The organism is Inquilinus sp., assembly GCF_057815775.1.
Map to the genome: position 1 here is coordinate 1 of NZ_JBYRFX010001171.1, position 5,093 is coordinate 5,093.

4 protein-coding genes are annotated in these 5,093 nt (G+C 68.7%); 2 read left to right on the plus strand and 2 right to left on the minus strand.

The genetic code is table 11. The features are described 5' to 3' along the window. A partial coding sequence (locus AC3XYG_RS41705; protein ID WP_489145815.1) for a hypothetical protein occupies positions 1–664 on the minus strand: 664 nt, incomplete at its 3' end. Between the two features lie 240 nt (positions 665–904). Here AC3XYG_RS41705 and AC3XYG_RS41710 point away from each other — a divergent pair. Both AC3XYG_RS41710 and AC3XYG_RS41715 read left to right on the plus strand, forming a co-directional pair. Next, positions 905–1,303: a hypothetical protein gene (locus tag AC3XYG_RS41710; RefSeq protein WP_489145816.1), complete on the plus strand. Its 399-nt coding sequence runs from the start codon at positions 905–907 to the stop codon at positions 1,301–1,303. A gap of 445 nt (positions 1,304–1,748) precedes the next feature. Beyond that, entirely contained in the window at positions 1,749–4,694 is a 2,946-nt protein-coding gene (locus tag AC3XYG_RS41715; protein WP_489145817.1) for a phosphoenolpyruvate carboxylase, read from the plus strand. A gap of 49 nt (positions 4,695–4,743) precedes the next feature. On the opposite strand, the gene AC3XYG_RS41720 is transcribed toward AC3XYG_RS41715, so the two are convergent. After that, a partial coding sequence (locus AC3XYG_RS41720) for a M10 family metallopeptidase C-terminal domain-containing protein (protein ID WP_489145818.1) occupies positions 4,744–5,093 on the minus strand: 350 nt, incomplete at its 5' end.

Consider the following 5,093-nt stretch of genomic DNA (forward strand, 5'->3'; position numbering starts at 1 on the left):
TCGGTGTTGAGCATATAGACCTGCCCCTCGGGCAGGCCGATATCGGCGGCCGGGATCGGGCGGAAGTGGCCGAGCCCATAGGTGCTTTCCGGCCAGGGCTCAAACTGGATCTTCGTCTCCGCCGGCCCGGCCTTCGTGGCCTCGAACCAGACCGCGGTAACGCCCACCTTGCGGCAGAACTCAGGATCAGGGCTTCGATCGGCAGCACGGTGTCGGCCAGGTCGGTGTCGATCCGGTCGCCCTCGGTCAGCTTTTCCCACATGTCGGTGGCCAGGCCGTCCCGCTCATCAGCGTCCGGCGTGGCCGCGGCGATGGCACGGGAGACGCCCTCGGCCACCTTGCGGCGCCGCTGGTCGATCCGCGCCTGCCGCCGGTCGCGGCGGTCTTCGGCCGCCCGACCCTGCTGCCGGCACTGCTTGTCCAGCCTGGCCTTCAGGGCGACGGAGCGGCGGATGCCGAGGAACAGATCGTTGAAATGGCTCGTTGCGGTTCCGGCCTTGGCGTCGTCCTTGCCCTTGAGGGCCGCGACGCTCCTGGCCTGGAATTCCCGGGCCAACGCGCCGCTAAGCGCTTCCATCTCCGACAGCAGCGTCCACTCCTGCGCAAACACCGCCGCCGCCGGTGAGGCGGTGGGTGTCTGGGGCGTGGTGGCGGCTTGTGTCATTCCTTGAATAGAACATAAAGGGAACAACGAGTCGAGGGATAATACTGCGCGACGATCCATCGTCGCCGTCGCGAGCCGACATCGTCGATTGGCTTCGCTCTTGCGAACCCAACCCACGTCAAGTGCACAGGCCTCCCCCGCCGGAGAGGTTTTTTGCCGCTCAGGCGCCGTCCCTCTTGCGGCCGGGCGGGACGGGACTAAAAGTGATCCGCACTTCGCGAGACGATCGGATCACGGATCATGAGACGCCTGAACGCAGCGGCGGCCGCCGCCATCATCGCCCTGCTCGGCCTGGTCAGCGCCGCGCGGGCGCAGAGCAATGATCTCTACGTGCTGGGCATCGCCCTGTTCCTGGCCTGCATCGCGGCGGTCATGCTGCTGATCAAGCAGCATTTCGACGCCCGGGATCACCTGCCGACCCGCGCCTTCCTGCCAAGCCAGCCGGGATCCTGCTTCGCCGTGACCTTCCTGCTGGGCCTGCTGGCCGTGGTCGGGCTGGTCCTGACCCGCTCGCCGGAGCTGTATCATGTCGGGCTCGGCCTGTTCGGCATCAGCGCCATCGGCGCCGGCGCCGCGCTGAAGCGGGGCTACGACCTGATCGATCGGGACCACGCGCGAAACCATCTTGACGCCCACTAGGCCTGTGTGCTGCGACGGGCCGTCGCAGGGCATTTCCCTGGCCCCGATTGCTTGACAATCCGACGGTCGTCACCAAATCAGTAGGGCGGCGGTGATGGTTTGTCCCCCCAGCCATCACCAAGGTCCTCCGATGGGATCGCATACGCCGTCCAGCCGGGCCGAACGCTCCCTCCCCTCCGAGCGGATCGGTTTCCAGGCTAGAAGAAAGGCCCCGGCGCTCCCCCCGCGTCGGGGCCATTTCTTTGCCGGATCAGGAACCCGTCACAACCGGTTGGATTTGATCGGCTTCTAAGCCATCGCTGAATCCTGGCCGCACGGCGCGACTTTCGGTTCTGTCGCTCGCGAGGGGAAATTCGTCGCCAAAGCGATTGACAACCTCTTCGCAGCGCAACATGGATGCGTAACGCGGTTGCAGCATTCGTGACCGCCGCACCAGGAATGCGCCATGCCGGACACGCGCCAAGCCTCGCCCAACCAGGAGGATCGGACGATGCCCCTCGCCCGCGAGCTGACGCAGCTGTTGAAGCGGTATGAGAAGTCGCAGCGCGAGGACCCGTTTGCCAACCCGATCCAGCATCTGGCGCTGGAAGTGTCGCGGCGGCTGGCGGACGGCAAGCTCGGCTATGCCGATATCGCACAGCTGATCGCCCATCTGACGCTGGACGGCTTCAGCCATCGCGCCGCCCGGCTGGGCCGCTATCTCGGCGAGACCGTACCCGACGCCAACGACGCGAAGCTGCAGGCCCTGTTCCAGGGCCTGACGCGCGATGCCGCCGGCGCCCCGGTGCCGTTCGCCGACTTCCGTCGGCTGGTCGAGAGCGAGGCCTTCGGCGCCGTCTTCACCGCGCACCCGACCTTCAGCCTGTCCGGCGCGCTGATGACCGACCTGGCGCTGCTGGCCGTCGGCCGCACCGCCGACGGCAAGGCCCTGACCGATGAGGCGCGGACCGCCCTGCTGGCCCGCGCCGGCGCGGCGGAGCACCGGCCCGACCCGGATCTGAGCCTGGCGCGCGAACATGCGCTGTCGCTCGACGCCATCGCCAATGCCCGCGCCGCGCTGGGCCGCGCCTGGGGCGTGCTGCTCGACGTCGCCCGCGAGGCCTATCCGGAGGATTGGCGCAGCCTGACGCCGCGGCTGATCACCCTGGCCACCTGGGTCGGCTACGACCTGGACGGCCGGTCCGACATCCGCTGGACCGACACGCTGCACAAGCGGCTGCTGGTCCAGGCAGCACAGCTGGACCATTACCTGGGCGAGGTCCGGGGGATCCGGGCGGCGGTGCCGCGCGGCGCCGCCGACCTGCTCGAGACGCTCGACCTGCTGGAGAGCCGGATCGCCCTGGCCATCGCCCAGATCCGGGACGAGGTCGCGGCCTTCGCCGTCGCCGACCCCGGCACCGCCGCCGGGCGCGAGCAGATCCGCGTCATCAGCCAGCGCATCCATGCCGGCCAGGCGCTGCGCCTGACCGAGGCGGCCAGCCTGATCGCCATCGTCGACCGGGCGCTGGACCGGACCGAGGATCCCGACCTGTCGCGCCGCTTCTGCCTGCTGCGGGCCGAGCTGGCGACGCATGGGCTGGGCGCGGCGCACAGCCATGTCCGGATCAACGCCACCCAGGTCCACAACGCCATCCGCAAGGCGGTCGGGCTGGTGTCCGACCCGAACGACCCGCGCTACCGCCAATCCTATCTCGACCGGCTGAACGCCCTGCTCGACGCGGTCGAGCCGGTGACGGTCAATTTCGGCTCAATGCTGGCCGAGCGCACCTCGGTCAAGCGGCTGTTCATGCTGCTGGCCCAGCTGCTGAAGTACAATGACAGCTCGGCGCCGATCCGCTTCCTGATCGCCGAGAGCGAGAGCGCGCTGACCTGCCTGACCGCGCTGTATTACGCCCGGCTGTTCGGCGTCGACGGCATGGTCGACATCTCGCCGCTGTTCGAGACCGAGAAGGCGCTCGAAAACGGCAGCCGGATCATCGAGCAGCTGCTGGAGAACCCGCATTACCGCGACTACATCCGGCGGCGCGGCCGGCTGTGCGTGCAGACCGGCTATTCCGACGCCGGCCGCTATCTCGGCCAGACCGCGGCCGCGGCCTCGATCGAGCGGCTGCGGCTTCGCCTGATCCGGGTGGTGGCCAAGGCCGGGCTGCCGGATGTCCAGCTGCTGATCTTCGACACCCATGGGGAATCGATCGGCCGCGGCTGCCATCCCGGCGGCATCGCCGACCGCCTGACCTATGTCGACCCGCCGGCGACCCGCGCCTTCATGGCCGAGCAGGGCGTGGCCTTCAAGCAGGAGGTCAGTTTCCAGGGCGGCGACGGCTACCTGTACTTCGCCCACCCCGACCTGGCCTATGCCGTCATCACCCGCATCGTCGAGCACATCCTGGCGCCGGTCGACGTCACCCGCGTCGACCCGTTCTACGACGAGGCGTCCTATGTCAGGGAGTTCTTCACCACGGTGAAGGAGTTCCAGGTCCGGCTGATGGAAAGCCGCGACTATGGCGTGCTGCTGCAGGCGCTGGGCCCGAACCTGCTGTTCCCGTCCGGCAGCCGCGCCACCAAGCGGCAGCATGAGGACCCGGGCGAGCTGGACCACGCCATGCCGTCGCAGCTGCGGGCCATCCCGCACAATGCGATCCTGATGCAGCTCGGCCTCATGGCCAACAGCGTCGGCGGCGCCGGTGCCGCCATCGCCAAGGACCCGGAGCGGTTCCGCGAGCTGTACGACAGCTCGCACCGGTTCCGGCAGCTGGTCGGGATCATCACCTACGGCGCCTCGGCCAGCAATCCGGCGGCGATGAAGTCCTATATCGACGCGCTCAACCCCGGCGCCTGGATCACCCGCGCCGCCGCCACCGGCGACCGCGAGTTGGCCGACCGCATGCTGGCCCTGTCAGGCCATCTCGAGCCGATGCCGGTGTGGGAACGGCAGAGCCGGGTGTTCCGCGCCCTGCACAAGGACTTCATCCTGCTGCGCGAGGGGCTGGAGGGTGGTGCGACCGAGGACGCGCCGCATGTCGACGGCGCCAGCCGCGACGCGCTGGCGGTGCTTCACGCCGTGCGCCTGGCCCTGATCCAGGAGATCTTCCTGCTGGCGATGCGGATCCCGGAATTCTCCAGCCGGCACAACCTTACCCTGAAGCAGGTGATCGCCCGCGTGCTGCATCTCGACGTGCTGCCGGCGGTGACGTCGCTGGAAGAGATCTTCCCGCTGACCGAGGACACCATTGCCGTGGCCGATTTCGGCGAGGCCGCGACCTACAATTCGGACGAGAGCCAGAGCTACCAGTTCGAGAACGAGCGCATCTTCCGGCCGATGCGGCAGCTCTACGGCCTGGTCCGCGGCGTCTCGGCCGCGGTGGTGCACCGCACCGGCTTCTTCGGCTGAGACGACGGGGCGGGAGGCTCGTCCCCCGCCCCGTCTCCCGATCAGGCTCTCAGAGCACGAAGTCCCCCGCCACCAGCACGATGGTTCCGGACAGGCGGATCTGGAAGTCCGCCGTGCCGTCGCCATCGACGTCGCCGGTGACCGAGGTGGTGCCGGACACGGTCTCAAAGCGCAGCTCGCCGGCATGGTGGCCGAAGGCCGCCGTGCCGATGAAGCTGAAGGCCTGATCGCCGGCCAAACCGGTGTTGGCGTCGATCGCCGACACATCGACCTGGTCGCCTTGGGCCTGGCTGAAATCAACGACCGCGTCGGAGGCCGACGCTCCCCCGACGGGGCTGTCGCCGATGGCGGTGAAGGCGAATTTGTCCGCGCCGGCGCCGCCCGACAGGATGTCCTTGC

What these genes read in the sequence shown, in the direction of transcription:
- AC3XYG_RS41710 (WP_489145816.1), top strand. Translation starts at nt 905, where the DNA reads ATGAGACGCCTGAACGCAGCGGCGGCCGCCGCCATCATCGCCCTGCTC.
- AC3XYG_RS41715 (WP_489145817.1), top strand. Translation starts at nt 1,749, where the DNA reads ATGCCGGACACGCGCCAAGCCTCGCCCAACCAGGAGGATCGGACGATG.